This window comes from Rhizobium sp. KNZ14-9A (assembly GCF_056755015.1).
In genome coordinates, this window is the sequence record NZ_JBPGXB010000002.1 from 213242 (window position 1) to 234191 (window position 20950).

23 protein-coding genes are annotated in these 20950 nt (G+C 58.8%); 11 read left to right on the plus strand and 12 right to left on the minus strand.

Annotation, left to right across the window (positions count from 1 at the left end; translation table 11 throughout):
- Positions 1-122 precede the first annotated feature (122 nt).
- Positions 123-1421: an adenylosuccinate synthase gene (locus tag ACR9ZQ_RS07090; RefSeq protein ID WP_113325387.1), complete on the plus strand. Its 1299-nt coding sequence runs from the start codon at positions 123-125 to the stop codon at positions 1419-1421.
- A gap of 60 nt (positions 1422-1481) precedes the next feature.
- Positions 1482-3869: a hypothetical protein gene (locus tag ACR9ZQ_RS07095; RefSeq protein WP_481427409.1), complete on the plus strand. Its 2388-nt coding sequence runs from the start codon at positions 1482-1484 to the stop codon at positions 3867-3869.
- Between the two features lie 87 nt (positions 3870-3956).
- Here the strand turns inward: ACR9ZQ_RS07095 and rpoH are convergent, their stop codons facing one another.
- Positions 3957-4865, minus strand: coding sequence for an RNA polymerase sigma factor RpoH (gene rpoH, locus ACR9ZQ_RS07100; protein WP_037104500.1), 909 nt, complete (start codon positions 4863-4865; stop codon positions 3957-3959).
- A 269-nt stretch (positions 4866-5134) separates the two neighbouring features.
- Here rpoH and ACR9ZQ_RS07105 point away from each other — a divergent pair, with 269 nt between their 5' ends.
- Positions 5135-5296: an entericidin gene (locus ACR9ZQ_RS07105; protein ID WP_113185412.1), complete on the plus strand. Its 162-nt coding sequence runs from the start codon at positions 5135-5137 to the stop codon at positions 5294-5296.
- Positions 5297-5309: 13 nt separating this feature from the next.
- Here ACR9ZQ_RS07105 and ACR9ZQ_RS07110 read toward each other — a convergent pair whose 3' ends face one another.
- The gene (locus tag ACR9ZQ_RS07110) at positions 5310-6335 is read right to left on the minus strand and encodes an RluA family pseudouridine synthase (RefSeq protein ID WP_481427410.1); all 1026 of its coding nucleotides are present in this window, start codon (positions 6333-6335) and stop codon (positions 5310-5312) included.
- 42 nt (positions 6336-6377) lie between these two features.
- On the opposite strand from ACR9ZQ_RS07110, the gene ACR9ZQ_RS07115 reads away from it, so the two are divergent.
- Positions 6378-6770: a hypothetical protein gene (locus tag ACR9ZQ_RS07115; protein WP_310385863.1), complete on the plus strand. Its 393-nt coding sequence runs from the start codon at positions 6378-6380 to the stop codon at positions 6768-6770.
- Positions 6771-6777: 7 nt separating this feature from the next.
- Positions 6778-7602, plus strand: a complete 825-nt coding sequence (locus ACR9ZQ_RS07120) for a TrmH family RNA methyltransferase (RefSeq protein WP_310385861.1) — start codon at positions 6778-6780, stop codon at positions 7600-7602.
- Between the two features lie 6 nt (positions 7603-7608).
- On the opposite strand, the gene ACR9ZQ_RS07125 is transcribed toward ACR9ZQ_RS07120, so the two are convergent.
- A complete protein-coding gene (locus ACR9ZQ_RS07125) occupies positions 7609-8769 on the minus strand; it encodes a hypothetical protein (RefSeq protein ID WP_481427411.1) in 1161 nt (386 codons plus the stop codon).
- Between the two features lie 129 nt (positions 8770-8898).
- Complete coding sequence (locus ACR9ZQ_RS07130) at positions 8899-9489, minus strand: DUF1134 domain-containing protein (RefSeq protein ID WP_007815180.1); 591 nt, start codon at positions 9487-9489, stop codon at positions 8899-8901.
- A 182-nt stretch (positions 9490-9671) separates the two neighbouring features.
- Between ACR9ZQ_RS07130 and chpT the strand changes: the two genes are divergently transcribed.
- Positions 9672-10319: a histidine phosphotransferase ChpT gene (gene chpT / locus ACR9ZQ_RS07135; RefSeq protein ID WP_113321625.1), complete on the plus strand. Its 648-nt coding sequence runs from the start codon at positions 9672-9674 to the stop codon at positions 10317-10319.
- A 113-nt stretch (positions 10320-10432) separates the two neighbouring features.
- Positions 10433-10795, plus strand: coding sequence for a response regulator (locus ACR9ZQ_RS07140; protein WP_037104520.1), 363 nt, complete (start codon positions 10433-10435; stop codon positions 10793-10795).
- A 127-nt stretch (positions 10796-10922) separates the two neighbouring features.
- Here the strand turns inward: ACR9ZQ_RS07140 and ctrA are convergent, their stop codons facing one another.
- Positions 10923-11624: a response regulator transcription factor CtrA gene (gene ctrA / locus ACR9ZQ_RS07145; RefSeq protein WP_007815188.1), complete on the minus strand. Its 702-nt coding sequence runs from the start codon at positions 11622-11624 to the stop codon at positions 10923-10925.
- Positions 11625-12060: 436 nt separating this feature from the next.
- Here ctrA and ACR9ZQ_RS07150 point away from each other — a divergent pair, with 436 nt between their 5' ends.
- Entirely contained in the window at positions 12061-12411 is a 351-nt protein-coding gene (locus tag ACR9ZQ_RS07150; protein WP_481427412.1) for a flagellar export protein FliJ, read from the plus strand.
- Between the two features lie 116 nt (positions 12412-12527).
- Here the strand turns inward: ACR9ZQ_RS07150 and ACR9ZQ_RS07155 are convergent, their stop codons facing one another.
- Positions 12528-12806, minus strand: coding sequence for a GNAT family N-acetyltransferase (locus ACR9ZQ_RS07155; RefSeq protein WP_113321626.1), 279 nt, complete (start codon positions 12804-12806; stop codon positions 12528-12530).
- A gap of 52 nt (positions 12807-12858) precedes the next feature.
- Here ACR9ZQ_RS07155 and ACR9ZQ_RS07160 point away from each other — a divergent pair, with 52 nt between their 5' ends.
- On the plus strand, positions 12859-13374 hold the full coding sequence (locus ACR9ZQ_RS07160; protein ID WP_481427413.1) for a paraquat-inducible protein A: 516 nt from the start codon (positions 12859-12861) through the stop codon (positions 13372-13374).
- A 15-nt stretch (positions 13375-13389) separates the two neighbouring features.
- Here the strand turns inward: ACR9ZQ_RS07160 and sciP are convergent, their stop codons facing one another.
- Positions 13390-13665, minus strand: coding sequence for a CtrA inhibitor SciP (sciP, locus tag ACR9ZQ_RS07165; RefSeq protein ID WP_007533628.1), 276 nt, complete (start codon positions 13663-13665; stop codon positions 13390-13392).
- A gap of 398 nt (positions 13666-14063) precedes the next feature.
- Between sciP and ACR9ZQ_RS07170 the strand changes: the two genes are divergently transcribed.
- Positions 14064-14810, plus strand: a complete 747-nt coding sequence (locus tag ACR9ZQ_RS07170; protein ID WP_310385684.1) for a LuxR C-terminal-related transcriptional regulator — start codon at positions 14064-14066, stop codon at positions 14808-14810.
- Between the two features lie 24 nt (positions 14811-14834).
- Here ACR9ZQ_RS07170 and ACR9ZQ_RS07175 read toward each other — a convergent pair whose 3' ends face one another.
- The 5 genes from ACR9ZQ_RS07175 to cysQ form a co-directional block, all read right to left on the minus strand.
- Complete coding sequence (locus ACR9ZQ_RS07175; protein WP_481429279.1) at positions 14835-15551, minus strand: sugar transferase; 717 nt, start codon at positions 15549-15551, stop codon at positions 14835-14837.
- A gap of 580 nt (positions 15552-16131) precedes the next feature.
- Positions 16132-17724, minus strand: a complete 1593-nt coding sequence (locus ACR9ZQ_RS07180) for an IS66-like element ISRle3 family transposase (protein ID WP_016737534.1) — start codon at positions 17722-17724, stop codon at positions 16132-16134.
- A gap of 74 nt (positions 17725-17798) precedes the next feature.
- Positions 17799-18143 (minus strand): IS66 family insertion sequence element accessory protein TnpB, encoded by a 345-nt coding sequence (gene tnpB / locus ACR9ZQ_RS07185; RefSeq protein ID WP_003592504.1) that lies wholly within the window; start codon positions 18141-18143, stop codon positions 17799-17801.
- Positions 18140-18490 (minus strand): transposase, encoded by a 351-nt coding sequence (locus ACR9ZQ_RS07190; RefSeq protein WP_082935752.1) that lies wholly within the window; start codon positions 18488-18490, stop codon positions 18140-18142. The genes tnpB and ACR9ZQ_RS07190 overlap by 4 nt, the downstream gene beginning before the upstream one ends.
- 252 nt (positions 18491-18742) lie before the next feature.
- A complete protein-coding gene (cysQ, locus tag ACR9ZQ_RS07195; RefSeq protein WP_481427414.1) occupies positions 18743-19540 on the minus strand; it encodes a 3'(2'),5'-bisphosphate nucleotidase CysQ in 798 nt (265 codons plus the stop codon).
- A 507-nt stretch (positions 19541-20047) separates the two neighbouring features.
- On the opposite strand from cysQ, the gene ACR9ZQ_RS07200 reads away from it, so the two are divergent.
- On the plus strand, positions 20048-20950 hold the full coding sequence (locus ACR9ZQ_RS07200; RefSeq protein WP_310385679.1) for a branched-chain amino acid ABC transporter permease: 903 nt from the start codon (positions 20048-20050) through the stop codon (positions 20948-20950).

Genomic DNA, 20950 nt, shown 5'->3' on the forward strand with positions numbered 1-20950 from the left:
GATTTGTCACGTAAAAAGCCGAATCTGCTGTGACAACAGGGTCGCTTTCCCAAAAACAAAGCTTTATAGATGCGCGGGTTTGAGCAGGTGTGCGGTTCTCCGCCGGTAACAGGAAGAGTTTGATGACGAACGTGGTCGTGGTCGGTTCGCAGTGGGGCGACGAAGGCAAGGGCAAGATTGTCGATTGGCTTTCGGAACGTGCTGACATCGTTGTGCGCTATCAGGGCGGACACAATGCCGGCCATACGCTCGTCATCGACGGTACGAGCTACAAGCTCTCGCTGCTGCCTTCCGGCGTCGTACGCCCCGGCAAAATGGCCGTCATCGGTAACGGTGTCGTCGTTGATCCGCATGCGTTGATCGCCGAGATCGGCCGGCTGGAAGCGCAGGGCGTGAAGGTGACGCCTGAGAACCTGCGCATCGCCGACAACGCGACCCTCATCCTTTCCCTGCACCGCGAGCTCGATGCCTACCGCGAAGATGCAGCCTCCAACAGCGGCACCAAGATCGGCACGACGCGGCGCGGCATCGGCCCGGCCTATGAAGACAAGGTCGGCCGTCGTGCCATCCGCGTCATGGATCTCGCGGACCTCGAAGCCTTGCCGGGCAAGGTCGATCGCATCCTGACCCACCACAACGCGCTTCGCCGCGGCCTCGGCGTTGCGGAAGTCAGCCACCAGACAATCATGGATGAACTGACCTCGATCGCCGATCGTGTGCTGCCTTTCCGCGATACGGTCTGGCTGTTCCTCGACAAGCAGCGCCGCAAGGGCGCCCGCATCCTCTTCGAAGGTGCGCAGGGCAGCCTCCTCGATATCGATCACGGCACCTATCCCTTCGTGACCTCGTCCAACACGGTGGCCGGCCAGGCCGCTGCCGGTTCGGGCATGGGTCCGGGTTCGCTCGGCTATATCCTCGGCATCACCAAGGCCTATACGACGCGAGTCGGCGAAGGTCCGTTCCCGACCGAATTGACGGACGAGATCGGTCAGTTCCTTGGCGAGAAGGGCCATGAGTTCGGCACGGTGACGGGGCGCAAGCGCCGTTGCGGCTGGTTTGACGCTGCATTGGTGCGCCAGTCGGTCGCCACCAATGGCATTAGCGGCATTGCGCTGACAAAGCTCGATGTGCTCGATGGTCTCGACGAACTGAAGATCTGCGTCGGCTACAATCTCGATGGCGAACAGATCGATCATCTTCCGGCAAGCCAAGCGGCACAGGCTCGGGTCGAGCCGATCTACGTCACGCTGGAAGGCTGGAAGGAATCGACGGTTGGCGCCCGCAGCTGGGCGGATCTGCCGGCGCAGGCGATCAAATATGTTCGCCAGGTCGAAGAGCTGATCGGCGCGCCTGTCGCGCTTCTCTCGACAAGCCCTGAGCGTGACGACACCATACTTGTGACTGATCCGTTTGAGGATTAATGTCGCGGGTCACCTAGGGCGAGTGTTCGGGAGTGTGCCGGACTTCTTGAGAAAGTACTGATGGCGGATTTTATTGCAGTTATTCGGCGGGCAGTCGACGGCCTGTCTGAAAATACGCCCGAGATGCGGGTGAAGGTCTACGAGCGTGCGCGCGGCGCAGTGCAGCGGCAGCTCGAGAACATGAAGCCGCGTCCGCCGGAAGCCATGCTGCAACGCCAGCTCGAAAAGCTCGAGGCCGCAATCCGCGAAGTCGAGGGCGAACACTCGGAAGCCGTGCCTGTCGAGGAACCGGTCGCCGCCGCTCCGGAGCCTGAGGTCCATGAGGAGCCCGCGCTCGAACATGAGCCTGTCACGGAGACGGCCCCTGCTGCTGAGGAACCCGTCTCCGAAAGCCATGAGCAGCAGGAGGACGTAGAACATCCCGCCTACGAGCAGCCTGCTGAGCCAGAGGAGGTCGTTCAGGCGGCGGCTGCCGCCGAAGAGGTGGTGCCCGAGCACGCCGAATGGCATCCGCCTCATGAGGAAGAAGCGCCTGCAGACGAATGGCGCGCGCCGGAGCAGGCAGAGGTTCACGCCGAGCCCGAGAGCCCTCATGAGCCGGTAGAGGAATATTATCCGGAAGAACCGCGGCCGGAAGAGGTCGCTGCAGAGCCGGTAGCCGAAACCGCCCATGAGGTGGAAGAAGAGCTTCAGCGCGAAGAGGCTCATCAGCCGGCTCCACGCGGCCTTGACCGTGCGTCCAACCGGCTCGTCGAGCCGATGGCCGATTTCGAACCCCAATCGCAGCCGCAAACCAGCGACTTCATCGAGCACACGCGCGAAGAACCGATTGCAATGGATGCGGCAGCGCATTTCGATCGCATGTGGTCCGAGCCGGCTGCCGAAACACCGGCTCCTGTAGCGCAGGAAGCTGAGACCGAATGGGCGCGCGAAGAACTCCATTCCTATGCTGAGGCAACGCCCGCCGTTCCCGCCGATGCTTCGGCACGCGCTCTCAATGAGGTTTCAACGCTCAGAAACAGCGCTTCGCCGGCCGTCATGCCGGCTGCCAAGGAAAATTTCTCCTGGGAAGCTGCCGCTTTCGACGATCTGCCGCCGATCGAGGCTGGTACGGACAAGAAGACACCAGCTTCCGCGCATTTCGACGACGTCGATATCTTTGCGGAAGTGCATGCTGGCAACGGTTCCGGCTCTGCAGCTCCCGCACCGGCCGCAGCGCCAAGCGAAGGCTGGCGTGAGGCGCGGACGCTGCGTGGTTATGACCGCCGCAACGCTGCGACCGATGACGACGACAGCAATCCGCCGATGGATCTGGATCAGATCGTTGCCTCGAAGATGCAGGGCAAGAGTTTCCGCATGGAACCGAAGCGCCGACGCTTCGGCATCGGCACCATTCTGGCGATTCTCGTTACGCTCGGCATTCTCGGTGGCGCCGCCTACGCGGGCTGGATGAACCGCGAAGCGGTGATGGAAATGGTCGATGGTCTCGTCAGCTCCGCGCCGTCACAGGCTGCGCGCGACGAGACTGTGACGACGCCAGCCACAACGCCTCCGGTGCAGCAAAACAGTACGCCGGCCACGACCCAGCCGGCAGATCAGAGTGCTACCACGCCGCCGGCGCGACCCAACCAGGAAGTTGCCTCGCTGGACGGTTCGGCTGCCAATACCAAGTTTACCCAGCGGCTGCTCGCCGATGGCACCGAAGTCGATAGCGGCCCTGCAGCAGTGCCGGGAACGCCGACGGCGGAAGGCAAGTCGGTTGCCGCGCAGAACGTTGCTGCAGCTGATACCAGCACGCCGAGTGTCCAGTCCGATGCTGCGCCTGCTGAAAACCTGACGCCGAACGGCCCTGCCGCAGCACCTGCGGCGCAGAACACACCTATCGGCGCCACCGAAAAGATGTTCCTCTATGAGGAGCGGATCGGCGAAAGCTCGCCGACGGCAATCGAGGGGTCGGTCGTCTGGACCGTTCAGCATGAAGCCGGACAGGACGGCCGCCAGGAAGCCACCGTGCAGGGCAATGTCACCGTTCCGGAGCGCAATCTTTCGGCGCTTGTAACCTTCAAGCGCAATTCCGACCCGTCGCTGCCGGCAAGCCATCTGGTCGAGATCGTCTTCTCCGTTCCGCCGAATTTCGAAGGCGGCAGCATCGATAGCGTCCAGCGCATCTCGATGAAACGTACGGAGCAGGATCGCGGCGATCCGCTGATTGCGGTGCCGGCCAAAATTACCGACGATTTTCACATGATCGCGCTCAACGACTATCCGGATGCGCGCAAGGCCAATCTGGACCTGCTTGCCACGCGCGACTGGATCGACATTCCGGTCACCTATCGCAACGGCCGCCGTGCGCTGCTGACCATGCAGAAGGGCGCCACAGGCGGGAATGCCTTCAACACGGCGATCAAGGAATGGACAGCGCTCGGAGATCTCTCGACCAGCCAGTAGGGCCGGCGTCGCGGAGCCTCGGAAATCACGCAAAATAAAAGGCGGGCCGCAGGGACCCGCCTTTTTTGATTTCAGATGACGACCAGCTTATGCGGTGGCTTCGACCACACGCACGGCCTTGGCACGCTCCAGCGCTTCCTTGCGGACCGCATCCTGCACCTTTTCAAAGGCGCGGACTTCGATCTGGCGGACACGCTCGCGGCTGATATCGAACTCGGCCGAAAGATCTTCCAGCGTTACCGGATCTTCAGCAAGGCGGCGAGCCTCGAAGATGCGGCGTTCGCGGTCGTTCAGCACGCTCATGGCCTTCGACAACATACGGCGACGGGTATCGAGCTCATCCTGCTCGATCAGCACGTCTTCCTGGCTGTCGTGGTCGTCCACGAGCCAATCCTGCCACTGGCCGCTGTCGCCTTCAGAGGCCTTGATGGGCGCGTTCAGCGATGCGTCGCCGGAAAGGCGGCGGTTCATCGAAACGACCTCTTCCTCAGAGACGTTCAGCTTGGTAGCGATTTCGGTCACATGCTCGGGCTTCAGGTCGCCGTCATCGATGGCCTGGATACGGCCCTTCAGGCGACGCAGGTTGAAGAACAGGCGCTTCTGATTGGCAGTCGTGCCCATCTTCACCAGAGACCACGAACGCAGGATATATTCCTGGATCGAGGCCTTGATCCACCACATGGCGTATGTGGCAAGGCGGAAACCGCGTTCCGGATCGAATTTCTTGACGGCCTGCATGAGACCGACGTTACCTTCGGATACGACTTCGCCGATCGGCAGGCCGTAGCCGCGATAGCCCATGGCGATCTTCGCGACGAGGCGAAGGTGGCTGGTGACGAGCCTGTGGGCGGCGTCACGATCGCCGTGCTCGGAGTAACGCTTGGCGAGCATGTACTCTTCCTGCGGCTCCAGCATCGGGAATTTACGGATTTCGTCCAAGTAACGATTGAGACCGGCTTCGCCGGCGGTAATGGACGGCAAGTTATTTCGGGCCATGATGCACCCTCCTTATATGGATTCCGGTTCCCGATGGAACGCGCCCTCGCGTTAAAGGCAAACCGGGACATGCGGCTCTCTCCAAGCCCGCAATAAGTCTATTTACAAATAAGTATGGCGAAACAGGGATTCAAGGTCGCCTTGGCGTTCACGAGGGCGTTATCCGGCCTTTGCCAGAGCCAACCAGAGGCATTGATTTTACCGAGAGCTGCCGCATTTTTCCAGTGGCGGTGGCACTCTTGCCCAGCCGCTTTTATGAGGGGAACCAGATGATCAGACCAGCCCTTGCCGCCATCCTGCTGCTTTCGCTTTCCGCCGCTCTTTCATCCTGCGGGAACACCGCCAGGGGATTGGCGCAGGACGGGCGCGACACCAGCCACGCTCTCGACAATGCGACGCATCGGGTCCTGGGTGCCGGCTCCAAGAAATAGCAGCGGCCGTTTCTCATCCCCGCAGGGCGTCGGCGAGTTCCACCATATCGCCTGGTAGTGGCACTTCGAAATGCATCACTTCGCCGGTGCGCGGATGCTCGAATTGCAGCATGTAGGCATGCAGCGCCTGGCGGTCGAAAGCCTTGACGACCTTGCGGGCCCCGTCGGGCAGAAGATTGGCCTTGGTCTTGAAGCCGGCGCCGTAGACGGCGTCACCCAGCAGCGGATGGCCGATATGGGCCATGTGGACGCGGATCTGGTGCGTGCGGCCGGTTTCCAGGTGGCATTCGACGAGCGAGGCAAGCGCGCTCGCATCCGGACTTTCATGGAAGCGCTCGAGCACTTCGTAGTGGGTGATCGCCTCGTCGGCACTCTCGTTTTCGGGGCGCTTGACGGCGCGGCGGGTCCGGTCGCCGGTGGCACGGCCGAGCGGCGCGTCGATCGTTCCTGAGAGCGAGCGCGGGCGGCCCCAGACGATCGCCCGATAGGCACGTTCCAGCGGCATGGTGCGGCCGTGATCGGCGAACTGCAGCGAGAGATGGCGATGCGCCATATCGTTCTTGGCGACGACCATGACGCCGGTCGTATCCTTGTCGAGGCGGTGAACGATGCCGGGGCGGCGCACGCCGCCAATGCCGGAGAGGGTATCGCCGCAATGGTAGATCAGCGCGTTGACGAGCGTACCGATCCAGTTGCCGGGGCCGGGATGGACGACGAGGCCAGCCGGCTTGGAAATGACGATGACATCTTCATCCTCGTAGAGGATATCGAGCGGAATATCCTCGCCCTTCGGGGCCGGGTCTTCGGGCTCGGGCAGGATGATCTCGTAGCTGTCGCCGGCTCGCACCTTCTTTTGGGGATCGGTAATCGGCGCGCCCTTCAAAAAGACCTGCCCGTCCTTGATCAGCGCCTTGATGCGGCTGCGGGAAAATTCCTCACCGACCTGCGCGGTCAGCCAGGCGTCGAGGCGGCCTTCGGCTGCCTCATCGGCGGTCAGGACTTTTCTATTGTCATCTGCTTGTTTAAAGGGGTCGCTCAAGACGCTTCTTCTCCGACGTATTTTTAGAACGGGACGCCATAGATGACGAAATTCGAGCCAGCCGACGATGAGCAGGAAGAAAAGCCCCTTGATCCGGCTATGGAAAGTGTCCGGCGCAAGATGGTTCGCCTGCAGATCGTCTCGGGCGCCATCATGTTCGTGAGCCTTATGGCGGTCTTCGGCGCTGTTGTCTACAAGGTGACGCGTACGGAGCCCTCGCAGACCACGGCGTCCGCAGGCTCTTCCGGTGTTCCCTCCGACTCGCCGATGAATTCGACAGCCTCGCTGCCGCTCGGCTTCAAGATCGAGCAGACATCGCTTTCAGGCGGACAGATCCTGTTTTACGGCACGGCGGTCGACGGCAAGCGCAAGGCCCTTGTCTTCGATATCAAAGCGGGCCGCATCGTGGCTGACATCACGCTGTCAGGCAATTGAGGCCGGCATGGCCGGACAGCCCCTCACGATCGAAACCCCGGACGATCTGCGGATCGCGGAGTTTCGCGATATCCGCGAGCGCGACCTGACGGGCCGGCAGAACCGCTTCATCGCCGAGGGTACCGTCGTGCTGCGCATGCTCGCTGATGCGCATGCGGCGGGTAGAGGATTTTCAGCCGAAAAGATCTTGCTGCTCCGCAATCGGCTCGACGGCGTGGCGGAGATCCTCGACACCTTTCCGAACGACGTACCGGTCTATGTGGCCGACGCCGATGTTCTTGACGGTATCGTCGGCTTCAACATGCATCGCGGCGTGCTTGCGCTCGGTCGCCGCGAGCAGGCGACGGAAACCATGCTTCTCGATACGCTAGCCGAGCAGGCGTTGGTCCTCGTCGGCTGTGGCATTTCCAATCATGACAATGCCGGGTCGATGTTCCGCAATGCCGCTGCCTTTAAGGCGGATGCGATCCTCCTTGATGAGACCTGCTGCGACCCGCTCTACCGCAAGGCACTGCGCGTTTCGGTCGGCTCGGTCCTGAGCATGCCCTATCATCGCGGTGGCGATGCGCTCGCTCTTCTTTCGAGCCTTGCCGAGCGCGGCTTTTCAATCTGGACGCTTTCGCCACGCGGCGAGACGGATATCCGGCAGATACCGGCTTCCAGTCGCATGGCGCTCGTCGTCGGCACTGAGGGCGAGGGACTGCCGGAAGCGGTGCTTTCCCGTTTCCGCAGTGCGCGCATTCCGCAGTCTGAAGGACTGGACAGTCTCAACGTGGCCACGGCGACGGGTATTGCGCTCTTTGCCATATCTGCGGCGATGGCGCGGATCTGACGGGGTTCAGCGCTGCGGATCGGCGATGATTACGGCTGCGCGGTCGGCGAGGTTTGCGCGGTCGTTTGCGCCCTTCTTCTCCCCGCCATCGGGCAGCAGGGACAGGATCGGAGAGGACGGGCCTTCCTTGAGCGCAGTGAGCGCTACCATGTTGGCGGCGATCGAGGTGATTTCCTCGCGAAGCGCGCCATCACGGCCGGTATTGTTTCTTGCCTTCTGAAGGTGGTCGGCAAGTGCTGCGCTGCGCCGGCGCACATTGTCGCTCATCTGCGCTGTGATGGCAGCGAGATCGAGTTCAGAGGCCTCTGCTTCGCTGGTCGCTTCGGCGGGCAGATCGGCAATGGCCTTGGAGAGGCCGGCATCACGCAGCACCTTGGCGACCTTACGGAGTTCGGCATTGGCAGCCTTCAACTGATCCTTCAGCTTGGCGATTTCCTGTTGCCGGCGGCCGAGCAGGGCTTCCTTGTCCGCGGCAGAGGCGGCCTCACGGGCGGCCTTGTCTTCCAGGCGAATGACCATGTGCTGCTGCTGGCTGAGCTTCTGTTCGGCATCCTTGGCGCGCTTCTGCAGCACGGTCACGTCCTGGCGCATCGTATCGCGTTCGTCGCGCAGGGCATTGGTGCGGAACTTCAGATTCTCGGCTTCAGTCTCACGCGCAGCAAGGTCGATCTTCAGGTTGTTGGCCTGTTCCGTGATCTTGGAAAGCCGCGCCCGCAGCGTTTCCAGCTCGCTATCCTTATTGGAGCCAGCCTGCTCGGCAATATGCAGGCTCGTCTTCAACTGGCTGATATAGTTTTCGTCCTTGCGCAGGTGGGAGCGCTGCTCGGCAGCCTCTACCTGCATTTCGCCGATCTGTGCGCGCGCCTCATTGACTTCAGAGGCCAGCCTGCCGGCATCGACGGCGAGTGCGTCGTGGCGCAGCTGGAGGGAGAGCGACTTTTCGCGTTCGCGGTGCAGGTCCTGTGCAGTGCGGGCATTTTCAGCGGCGTAGAGCGCGCGCACCATGTCTTTCTGTGCCCGTACTTCCTGCGGGCTCAGCGGCATCGTCGCCTTGAGGCGGTTTTCGGTATACCAGACGATGCGGCGGTGAACTGCGGGCGAAACCAGAAAGACGAGAAAGGCCGCGGTCAGGAAGCCCAATCCGAACAAAAGAGCATATTCGATCACGGCGCGGCCATCGATTCGAAGGTTGATACGGGTCAGTCCGCCTGATTAAGCACGCAGCGCGCGCAGCGACAAGGCTGCGGGCACCGGGAAGACCATATTCCCAAGGATATTAGCGCCGATTTTGGTTTTTCAGAAGGGGTTCCAGGTCGGGTTCGGGGTGACCTTCAGATAGCCGACATTGATGCCGAGGCGGGCGCCGACACCAGTGCGGATCGGCACTACCAGAACATTGTTGTTCTTGAGAAGCGTCATGCCGAAACCGGCAATGACATAGGCCGAGCCGCTGACGCCGCCGAAGCGAGCATAGATGGAGTCGATGGACGGCAGGTCGTAGACCAGCATCATGACGCGGGAGCCCTGGCCACCGTAGTCGAGGCCAAGAGATGGACCCTGCCAGTAAAGCGGATGCTCGCCGGCATTCTTGGTATTGAGCTGGCCTTCGCCGTAGGTGAGGCCGGCGATGAAGGCGCCGCCGCCCTCCTGGCCGAGGATATAGCCGTTCGGCAGGCCGTATTTCTGGAAGGCGCTTTCAACGACTTTGGCAAGGCCGCCGCTGGTCTCGCCGAAGAAGGAATGACCGGCATCAACGATTTCCTGCACTGTGTACTGGCCGTTGTTCTGCTGCGCTGCGGCCTGTCCGGTAATCATCACCGACGAGATCATGATAGCGGTCAGCAACTTGCAGAAGCCGATAAATCTTCCGAGAAATTGGAGGCGCATGATGTCATCCATTCGTCATTGTCGGGGGGCATTGGCATTTGATGCATTTTGCTCCGATCGTCTTAACAATCGGTTTACCAAATATGGTGTCATTATGGCGGCGAGTACGGTCGCAAACTTCGCGCAATTTTGATCAGGCACACTACCGGGTGGAATGACACTGCCGCCCTCAGGAGACGATGATGTCCAAGAACCCGAATCTCACTCTGTCCGGCCCGGACCTGGCAGCACTTCTTTGCAGTCGTGTGTGCCATGACGTGATCTCGCCCGTCGGCGCGATCAATAACGGTCTGGAACTTCTGGACGAAGGCGGAGCGGATTCGGACGCGATGGATCTCATCCGCACCAGTGCGCTCAATGCCTCGGTCCGTCTCAAATTCGCGCGCCTTGCCTTCGGTGCATCCGGTTCCGTCGGCGCCTCGATCGATACCGGCGAGGCCGAACGTGCAGCCAAAGACTTTGCCGTGGCAGAGAAGAAGACCGAGGTCAGCTGGAGCGGCCCACGCGCGATCGTCGCCAAGAACAGGGTCAAGCTTCTCCTTAACCTCTTCCTCGTCGCATATTCTTCCATTCCGCGTGGCGGCAATCTGGATATTACGCTGGAAAATCCGGAATTCGATGCCAGTTTCAAGCTCGTCGCCAGGGGCAAGCTGATGCGCTTGCCGCCGAAATTCGTCGAAATCGCTACCGGCACCGCCGAGGAAGCGATCGATGCGCATTCGATCCAGCCTTATTACACTGTGCTGCTAGCGGAAGAATGCGGCATGGTTCTGGATTATTCAGCCAGCGCCGAAGAGATCGTCTTCACTGCCAAAGTAGCCGCAGCGTAATTCACGGATTGCTGATCGAAGCGAGTGCAGTAACGATTCCTTAGCCTGATCAACCTATCCTCGAAGGTTAGGAAGACCCTCGACGGAGACAGCGCGAGGGGTAAGGAGCTGCCATGCAAAGATTCATGATCACCGATAGTTCGGACATCGTTCGCAAGGTCGGCAAGCGAATCCTTTCAGAGCTCGATTTTCTGGTCAGCGAAGCTTCGAATGCCGAGGAGGCGTTGCAGCGCTGCCAGGCTGAGCTTCCCGAATATCTGATCGTCGATTCGGGCATGGAAGGCGCGCTCGATCTCATTGCCAATATCCGCGCCATGGACGGCGGCAAAGAGGTCAAGATCTACTATTGCGTCATCGAGGCCGATCTGAAGAAGCTGATGGCCGGCAAGCGGGCAGGGGCAACCGACTTCCTGCTCAAGCCGTTCGACCGCAAAATCCTTACCGCCGTGTTCGGAAATCGCGCAATCGCTGCCTGAATAGGTCGCACAAATCGTTAACGGGGGCCGTCCTTTTGGGCGGTTTTTTCATTTCCGCACATTGCCGACAAAATAAAAGTCCCGCCGGAGAGGCGGGACTTTTCATTTGGTAAGGGGATTCGGCGGATCAGGCGGTTTCGGCGTATTCGGCACCATCGGGCTCACGCAGCACATAGCCGCGGCCCCAGACGGTTTCGATGTAATTGGCGCCGCCGGCAGCATTTGCGAGCTTCTTGCGCAGCTTGCAGATGAAGACGTCGATGATCTTCAGTTCCGGCTCGTCCATGCCGCCATAGAGGTGGTTAAGGAACATTTCCTTGGTGAGCGTGGTGCCCTTGCGGAGCGAAAGAAGCTCCAGCATCTGATATTCCTTGCCCGTCAGGTGGACGCGCTGGCCGCCGACTTCGACGGTCTTGGCGTCGAGGTTGACGATAAGCTCGCCCGTGATGATGACAGACTGGGCATGACCCTTGGACCGGCGGACGATGGCGTGGATACGGGCGACGAGCTCGTCCTTGTGGAACGGCTTGGTCATGTAGTCGTCGGCGCCGAAGCCGAGACCACGAACCTTGTCTTCGATGCCGGCCATGCCCGAGAGGATGAGGATCGGCGTCTTGACCTTCGACAGGCGGAGAGTGCGCAGCACTTCGTATCCGGACATGTCGGGAAGGTTCAGATCGAGAAGGATGATATCGTAATCATACAACTTGCCCAGATCCACGCCTTCTTCGCCGAGATCTGTCGTATAAACATTAAAACTCTCAGATTTGAGCATCAGTTCGATGCTCTGCGCCGTAGCGCTATCATCCTCGATGAGAAGTACCCGCATAATTATCCCCTTTACCGCCGCCGAAAGGTGGCATGGCCCCCTACGCGATACCGAATAAGCTACGTGATTTGGAAGCTGCCACGAAATGGTTAACAAATTCTAATTCACTCTGGCAAGGAGTATCGAATTTATTAAATAATTTTTCCATTTCCCTGTTTTCCAATGGGAATCTCGAAACGCAATTCTCAACTTCAACATTAAGAATATGCGCTAAGTGATTCATCCGACTCGCTAATGAAAAGGTTCGGCTTTCCTGTCCTGGTGTTTACCGAGCCTTAAATCATCGGGCCTATCATTAACGATGCCCGTAAACGAAAGGTTACCAGCGGTAGGTTTTTGTTAATATCGCAGGAAATTTTTTAGCAAACCGTGTCAAAGCGGCGCGCAAGGGCGGTTTCAAGTTGAGCCGGGGTCTCGCATCACGGGAGTAATGCGTATGAAGTCGCGAGAGAGCCTCGTTCGCCTGAAAGAGTTTCAGGTTAACGAAAAACGTCGTCAGCTGCAGCAGTTGCAGATGATGATGTCCGAATTTGAACGGATGACGAAGGATCTGGAGAGCCAGATCGTCGTCGAGGAAAAGAAGTCCGGTATTTCCGACCCGAATCACTTTGCATATCCGACCTTCGCCAAGGCCGCACGTCAGCGCGCCGATAATCTTCAGGTCTCGATCAAGGAACTGAAGGTTCAGGAGGAGGCGCTGGAATTGGCGCTTGAGGAAATGCAGGCGGAATTTGCCAGGGCAACGGCGCTCGAAGAGCGTGATGGCGCGGTTCGCGTCCGGGCCTGACGAATGTTGCGGGCGCCGGTCACGGCGCCTTGGGGGATAACCACAGAAGCCATGCATGACGGGCGCGGTGTCCGTCATGCATGGCTTTTGGTGTTTCTATCGTATGACGGATGTTCTCAGTTTACGACGTCGTTCCATTCCGGATGGCGCTGCGCCTGTGATTTAAAGAAGGGGCAGAGCGGGATGATCTTCCAGCCGCCCTCGCGGGCTGCCTCGACCGCATGAAGGGCGAGTGCCTGGCCGACGCCCTTGCCGCGCAAAGCGTCCGGCACGCCGGTATGATCGATGATGATGAGTTTCGGTGATGTGCGGGAATAGGTCATTTCCGCTTCATGGCCTTCCAGCGTCGCAACATAGCGGCCGCCGGAGGTGTTTTCTTCAATCCTGATATCCATGCCTGTCTCCTGACAAATTATGTGCTCGCGAACGTGACATGGCGGCATCGGCATGCCAAGCCGTAGCGGCAGGAGACAGTGTGTTCAAAAGGGAGGCGGAAAATTGAACAGGCTTTCGGCGGTCCGGCCCGTTCTATTGGTGACGGCGCCGTTTCTACTGGCGCTTGGCCTCGTGTTGCCGCTCATCCGCTTCGAGAAGCTCTGGTTCTTCGACGAGACGCCGTCACTGCTGGAAATCGTGGCTTCGCTCTGGAATGGAGGTGACGTGGCGCTTGCGGCACTGGTTGCGCTCGTCTCGATCGTATTGCCGGTTTTGAAAATGATCGGGATCGCGGCTGAATCCATGGCTGCCGGCGGCACCGGCAGCCTGTTTTATCGCAACGTCGTGCCGCATCTGTCCAAGTGGTCAATGATGGACGTGCTGCTGGTCGCGATCGTGATTGCGGCAGCGAAGACGACGGGACTTGCGAATGCGTTTACGCAACCCGGCCTCTGGTGTTACGCGGCCTCGGCAATGATTTCGGGCCTTCTTCATTCCCTCAAGGGAAATGCGTCCGGCCCGAAATAATCAAATCGAATGGAATCAGTGGCGGTACTGCTGGATGCGCGTAGTGCGCAGGCCGGCGAGACCATGGCTGTTGATGGAGGACTGCCAGGAAAGGAATTCTTCGACAGTAAGCGTGTAACGCTCACAGGCTTCTTCCAAGCTCAACAGGCCACCGCGAACAGCCGCGACAACCTCTGCCTTCCGGCGGATGACCCAGCGCCGCGTGTTCGGCGGCGGAAGATCCGCAATCGTCAGGGGGCTGCCATCGGGGCCGATGACATATTTCACTCGGGGACGTATCATTTCGGTCATTGGACTCTCTACACAACGCAAGACCACGGGCGCCACTCTAACTTGCCACATTTAAAAATTGCCTAAACGCATCGTAACACTTTGATAATAACTTTAGACGCGCGCCGGAGGGCTGATTTGCTGGCCCCTGCCGTTACGTCAATTTGATGCGGCTGCATGGGAGCCATGCGGAATAAATGTTACATATTTCTTCCGGATAATTTTATAAGCGCTGCAACATAAGTATGAGCGCAAAGACTTCGTCTCCGTTGCTCCCGCAGTATCAATAAAGATTGCCGTTTGAATGCTTCGTATCCTTCGGATGCGGGGCAGATGCTGTCTTTCCTGATGTCCGGCGCGTCCAAGCCGCTGCCGGTTGCGAGGCCGAGCCGAAGCCAGGCCCGTGAAGGAATAAGAGAATGAAGAGACGTGAACGCGCAGTCCGCGACTGCGCCGATGATGCCGCATTTTCTGCGTTCAAGGCCAGTTCTGCGGGCATTTCCGCTGTCGACGGTGCAAGCCGCCTGGACGAGCTGACGAAGGCCGCCGGGTTCGAATTCCACCTGTTTTCCGTATTCCCGCGCGGGGACCGGACGGCCTTTCTCGAGAACAAGCTGATCAGCAACTGGCCGCAGAGCCTCGTCAACTTTTACGAGGAGGCGGACCTCTTCTATTGCAGCAAGCTGGTCGCCGTCATGAAGCGCACGATCATGCCCATTTTCTGCGAAGAGGGGCCTTTTGGTGGCAATGCAGCGAATCAGGAAAACCGCCGTCTGAACACGATGTTTCAGATGCACGGGCTGAAGCATACGTTCGCGTTCGCGCTGCACGACGCTGACCTGAAACAATACATCTTCGCCTTTTCGGGCGCGCGTGCCATGCCCTCCCGCGAAGAAGCGACGGCGCTGCTTTATGGCTGTATGGAGCTTCTGGACACGCTGCCGGGCGACGAGAAGCCGGAAGACCGGCCCTCGGAAAGCCTCACCCGGCGCGAGATCGAATGCCTGCGCTGGTCGGCCGCAGGCAAGAGCAGCGACGAAATAGCGATCATTCTCGATCTCTCATCGCATACGGTGGTGGGATATCTGAAGAGCGCGATGCGCAAACTGGATTCGGTCAACCGCATGCAAGCCGTCGCCCGGGCATTTCGGTATCGGCTGCTGTAACAGCCGATACCCTTACTTCTCCAATCAGAAGCCTTTGCCGCCATTCAGCTCGGAAATCAGCGTTCCGATGATGATGCGGATGTCCATTAATATCGAGAAGTTCTCGACATAGTGGAGATCGCTGGCGATGCGGGCGCGCGCCTTGGCCGGACGGTCCGTCGGGCCGCGCAGGCCGCGCATCTGCGCCAGGCCGGTGATGCCCGGACGCATGGCGTGGCGGTGATGATATTCCGGAACCAGCTCTTCATAGAGCATGCCGCCGGCACGCATGCCGATTGCATGGCAACGCGGCCCGACAACCGACATGTCACCCTTCAGCACATTGAGGAGCTGCGGGAGCTCGTCAATGTTCGAACGGCGCAGGAAAGCGCCGACGCGTGTGACGCGGGGGTCATTCTTGACCGTCTGCGCAACGCCGGTGACGTCTTGCATATCCGTACGCATGGAACGGAACTTGTAGACCTTGATGGCCCGGCAGTTCTTGCCCCAGCGCGTCTGCTTGAAGAGCACCGGACCGGGGCTGTCCATCTTGATCAGGGCTGCGACGACCAGAAGAAGCGGAGCAAGCACGATAAGTGCGCTGATCGAGGCAAAAATATCGAAGGCTCGCTTCAGCACGAACTGCATGGAGGCAGGTGGCGGAACGATGCTGTCGAGTGCGGTAACTGGGAACCTCGCGTTCACCTGACGAACAGGCGGAACGCGAAAGCTCTCTTCAGAAATACTCTTGTTAAGGTCCATGACGCTCAAGGATCTACCCTTTGTATTTTGAAGCTTTCGGCGGTGTCATTCGCTGGCTTGGTTAGCGCCACATTAAGGCACCAGAATGTTAGGCGACGTTTAACCCTACTACATCCTAAATTTGCGACATTTGTTTAACCGAGTCCAGAGAAATTTCGCATCGCAGCAAACTTCGCAGTTGCGTTAAGTTTATGCAAAATCAGGAGTTTTATTTTTCAACCGGGGTTTTTATTAGGAATCTTATGTGTTTGGTCAGATTCGGAACACAGACGACGGTTGTGATGGCCATGGCTTACACCGTGCCAAAACGCTCCATTCCCGCAGCGTCTACGGGATCCCGGTCCCGTCTAGATCGAATTTATTGTCTATTGCGCCGGAGCCGGATGAGCGGAGGCTGTCGGAATTTGTATTCCGAAACTATGGAGTTAATACCATAATTATGTCTGCCTACGCGCTAATGTTACCGAAGTCACATGATGGTGGCGGTAGCGATTGTGGCGACATTGCGGCGGGAGGGCATGCGACCGGAAAAGGGAAGGGCGCGGACTCCGAATCAGAGTAAGCGACAAGCCGGGGCCGTTCAGGCGGCGTAGTTCCATGGCATGAGCGCGTCGATTTCACTGCTGGGCCATCCATTCGCAAGGCGCTCAAGCGTCTGGGTCAACCAAGCTTGCGGATCGACTGCATTCATCTTTGCCGTTTGCAGGAGCGTCGCGATGGTCGCCCAAGTCCGGCCGCCACCGTCGCTTCCAGCGAATAGACTATTTTTTCTCGTGATCGCTTGGGGTCTGATTGCTCGCTCGACTATGTTGGAGTCGAGTTCGATGCGGCCGTCGGTCAGGAAGCGCTCGAAGATGTCTCGACGCGAGATGGCATACCGCAGAGCTTCGGCGAGTTTGGATTTTCCAGAGACCCGTGGCAGGGTCGCCTGCCAGAGAGTGAAGAGGTCACGGACGATCGCTGCGGAGATCTCCTGGCGTGCAGCGACACGAGCTTCAGGGCTTTGGCCGCGCACACGCTCCTCGATCTCCCATAACCTCGCCATACGCTCGACGGTGTCTGTAGCGACCTTCGAGCTCTTTGCGACATGCAACTCGTAGAACTTTCTCCGGCTGTGCGACCAACAGCCGGCCAGGATGGCGCTGTCATTGCCTCCATCTTTCCGGACGAGCTTGTTATAAGCGGCATATCCGTCGACCTGCAGGATTCCACGATAGCCGCTCAGGTGTCGTGCGACACACTCGGTGGCTCGACTGTCCTCGAAGCGATAGGCTACCATCGGTGGACCGCTGCCCCCAAAAGTCCGGTCATCCCTGGCATACGCCCATAGCCATGCCGTCTTCGCTGATCCGGAACCAGGTGCAAGTGTGGGCAAGGTCGTTTCGTCGGCAAAGATCCGTTCGGCCTTCTTGATCTCATCGAGGATGTAGTCGGCGAGGATATTGAGCTCGAACCCCAGCTTGCCCATCCATTGAGCCATCAGCTTGCGGTCGAGTTCGACCTTGTCGCGTGCGTAGATGGCTTCCTGGCGATAGAGTGGCAGCCCGTCGGCATATTTGGAAACGGCGATCTGGGCCAGAAGTGCTTCCGTCGGAATGCCACCTTCGATGATATGTGCCGGAGCCGCCGCCTGGACGACACCATCCTCGTTCCTAAAGGCATACTTCGGCCGGCGGGTGACGATGACACGGAACTTCGCTGCCACGACATCCAGCCGCTCGGAGACGTCTTCTCCAATCAGGATTTTGGTCTTACCTGCATGTTCTGGAAGCTCTTCCGGTTCGATCACGACCTCGACGCGCTCAAGATGAGGCGCAAAGCCCTTGCGTGGCCGCGGAGCGCGTTTGCTGTCCGCGCTACCGCGGCCTTTCGTGACCTGAGCCTTGATCGTCGCAATGCCGGTCTCGATCTCTTCGAAGACAAAGGCATGCTGCTCGTCATCGACGGTGGATGATGCAAGCCTTTCCGAGCGTCGGCCAAATCGGGCGCGATCGAAAGCCTTCAGGATCTGCGTCAGCCGCTCGATGCGCTCATCGGCGTCCGCGTTGCGGGCCTCTAGATCGTCAACCTGCTTCTCCAAAGCCTCGACGCGGGCTGCTTTTGCGGCCATAGCAAGAACCATGGCTTTGAGAGCCTCTACATCATCCGGGAGCTCAATCTCGGGCCGCGTCATGGGTATGATCAGAGCATATTTTGCCGCGCTCCGCCCATGCTTTCAGGGACCTGATTCACTTCGCCGCAGCGGTTTTACCCAACAATCTCGGGAGGCTTCACCGGCGTGGATCGAACCCGCTTCCAGTCCATTCCGTCGACTAAAGCCAGAAGCTGGGCATGATTGAGCTGGACGCGATGATGGCCGATCCGGGGCCAGCAGAACTGGGCTTTTTCCAGCCGCTTCGCATAGAGGCAAACGCCGGAGCCATCCCACCACACGATCTTGACTCGGTCTGCTCTCTTGGCCCGAAAGACATAAAGTGCACCGTTGAACGGATCACTGCCAGCATCCCGTACCAGCGAAAGCAAGCTGTCCGGCCCCTTTCGGAAGTCGATGGGATGGCTCGCAAGAAAGACCTTCACGCCGGACGGGATCATGCCGACCGCACCGCTCGGATCACCCGCTGCAGGTGTGCTTCGCCGATATCTGCGTCGGCCCGGATAACGACGTCGCCGATGATAAGCTCGATCATCGCACGTGTGCCAATCGTCCCAGTCTCCGTCTGACCAGCCCGATCTTGCGAGGAGGATCGTTGTCCGTCACGAGCATCACGACGCCAGCCAAATAGCTGCGAGGGATGTATGCCGATGCGATGCGCAATGGCCGAGACGCTTGCGCCGGGCTCCATTGCCTCAGCCACAGCCCGCGCTTTAAAATCATCGGACCAGCGGCGCCGAAATTGCCGTGGGGCGCCCTCAAGCCGTTCCGGAACAGCCTCGATCATATGGAAGTTTCTAGTTCCAGAGCTAGGCGCAGACATAGAAGCTCACAGTTTGTGAATCGTCTGTCCGCAATACAGCGGCCAACGCTACTGACGCCAGATGGGGTCAGCTTGTCGCTTACGAATCAGAAGTGAAGACCGGAGATGGAACTTACGGGGTGATTTTCCCGGCCGGAGGCATCCAGGAAATGGTGTCGAACAGCCCGCTACAATATTGCAGCGACAAAGCTGAAAGACACCGACTTTCGGCGATCGCTACGCCCGCTCGAGCGCAGGCTTCGTGCCGCCCCAGGAGACGAAATGGGGATTTGCGAAGTCGAAATCAGCAGCCGCACCGGTTTTGCCGTAGAGGAGTGGCTGGCCGTCCATCGTAACAGTCGATCCGCCGGCTGCACGCAACACCGCATCGCCGGCCGCGGTATCCCACTCCATGGTGCGGGTGAAGCGTGGGTAGACGTCGGCCTTGCCTTCTGCGAGCAGGCAGAATTTCAGGGACGAGCCGATGTTGGTGCATTTGGAGATCGCGTGCCTCGCGAGGAAGAGGCCAGTCTCGGGACTATCATGCCGAAAACTCGCGAGCGCCATACTTTCTGCGGGCTGTTTGCGCACTTTGATCGGCATTCTCTCCGTTATCGCAAAGTTCTCGTCGATCGCTAGTTTCTCCGCGCTTCCGCGCTCGCCGGAAAACGCGATGCCGAGTGCTGGGGCATAGACGATACCGGCGACGGGGATGCCATTTTCCACATAGGCGATATTGACGGTGAACTCCTGGCGCTTATCCAGGAATTCGCGGGTGCCATCCAAGGGATCGACCAGAAAGAAGGACTTTCCGGCGATATCAGGCACTCTGCCAGCGGCTACCAATTCTTCGGCGATGACGGGGATCTCAGGGAAATCACGTTTCAGATGCGCCAGTATTATGCGCTCGGCCTCCTGGTCGGCGATCGTCACCGGGCTTGCATCGGCTTTCATTTCCACCGGGCAGCCATCGCAGAAGACTTCTATAATGGCTTTGCCGGCTTCGAGTGCCGCCCGTTCAAATGTCTTCAGCATATTCCTGCCGTTCGTCTGCAAATTCGTCTTGAGACCACCGCGCTATATATAGTGTATAGGAGGTGCTGCCGCACCCCTTTGCTGGAATCCCGTAACATTAGCACAGGCTCGTAAGGTTTGCACAAAACGCGTCAGAAGCAATTGCCCGTGAAATGCCATTTGCAATTGACAGCATCTTCGAGTTTGAAATTTCGTCGATTTCCTTACTTGTGGAACAGTTTACGCATAAGGCGAGCGTTTCTGGCTTCGTTCGGTGCCAAAAAAATTATTAGCGAAGCCCATTCTGGCTAAAAATTTGCCAGTCGCTGCCGCTTTTGTGTGGATTTTGATTTGAATTGCGCCATTTAGGCCTGTTTGCCCAAGATTCTGGCGCAATAAATCCTTTTTGTCTTCACATTTCCAACGAAACCGCTATGCAATGCGACTAGTGGCTCGTGTGAAAGCACGAGCGATAAAACTAATAAGAGATGCAACTTAAATTTGGTTCGCATCCAGGGGAAATGACATATGGAGTATTTTGTCCAGCAGCTCTTCAATGGGCTGACTCTCGGATCCATCTATGGCCTTGTGGCTATTGGCTATACGATGGTTTACGGCATTATCGGCATGATCAACTTCGCCCATGGCGACATTTTCATGCTCGGTGGTTTCGCTGCTCTTATCGTCTTTCTCGTTCTCACATCCATCTTTGCAGGTCTTCCGGTAGCCGTGCTGCTGCTGGCGATGCTTGTGGTCGCGATGCTGATGACGAGTTTGTGGAATTGGACGATCGAGCGCGTCGCCTACCGCCCGCTGCGCGGTTCTTTCCGCCTGGCGCCGCTGATTACCGCGATCGGCATGTCGATCACGCTATCGAACTTCATCCAGGTCACGCAGGGTCCGCGCAACAAGCCGATCCCGCCACTTGTCGGCACGGTTTATAATGTCGGCAATCTCTCGATCTCGCTGAAGCAGATCATCATCATCATTGTGACCGTCGTCCTGCTCGCCGCCTTCTGGTACATCGTCAACAAGACGGCACTCGGGCGCGCCCAGCGCGCAACGGAGCAAGACCGCAAGATGGCAGCCCTGCTCGGCGTCAATGTCGATCAGACGATCTCCATAACCTTCATCATGGGTGCGGCACTCGCTGCCGTCGCCGGCACGATGTACCTGATGTATTATGGTGTCGCCTCGTTCAACGACGGCTTCGTTCCGGGCGTTAAGGCCTTCACTGCAGCCGTTCTCGGCGGCATCGGCTCACTGCCGGGCGCTGTTCTCGGCGGGCTGATGATCGGCCTTATCGAATCCCTGTGGTCGGCCTATTTCACCATCGCGTACAAGGATGTCGCTACCTTTGCCATTCTTGCATTCGTGCTGATCTTCAAGCCGACGGGCATTCTCGGCCGGCCGGAAGTCGAGAAGGTATAA